The 380-nt window shown below is 42.9% G+C and carries 1 protein-coding gene; it reads left to right on the forward strand.

Going from position 1 to position 380, the window contains the following annotated elements; translation table 11 throughout:
• Positions 1-2: 2 nt before the first annotated feature.
• On the forward strand, positions 3-380 hold a 378-nt coding region (locus AB4653_RS23580), incomplete at its 3' end, for a GAF domain-containing protein (RefSeq protein WP_372105460.1).

Raw genomic sequence — 380 nt, forward strand, 5'->3', positions numbered from 1 at the left:
AAATAGAACATTACCAACGCTTAACCAAACAAGCCGTTGCATTAATTGAATCAGAACCCGATCTAACTGCTAATCTAGCTAATATCAGCTCATTATTATTCATGGAGTTGGATGAATTAAATTGGGCAGGCTTCTATTTAATGAAGCAGGACCAATCTAAGGAAAAAGACGAACTTGTGCTTGGCCCATTCCAAGGTCAACCAGCTTGTGTTCGAATTCCGGTAGGGCGTGGTGTGTGTGGAACTGCGGTCGCGACGAATACAGTTCAGCGCATTCATGATGTTCATGAATTCGAAGGACACATCGCTTGTGACGCTGCAAGTAACTCAGAAATCGTTATACCATTTTCGATTGACGGGAAAATTGCGGGCGTTCTTGAT

Source organism: Vibrio sp. 10N.222.48.A3 (assembly GCF_041475345.1).
GTDB lineage: Bacteria > Pseudomonadota > Gammaproteobacteria > Enterobacterales > Vibrionaceae > Vibrio > Vibrio tasmaniensis_A.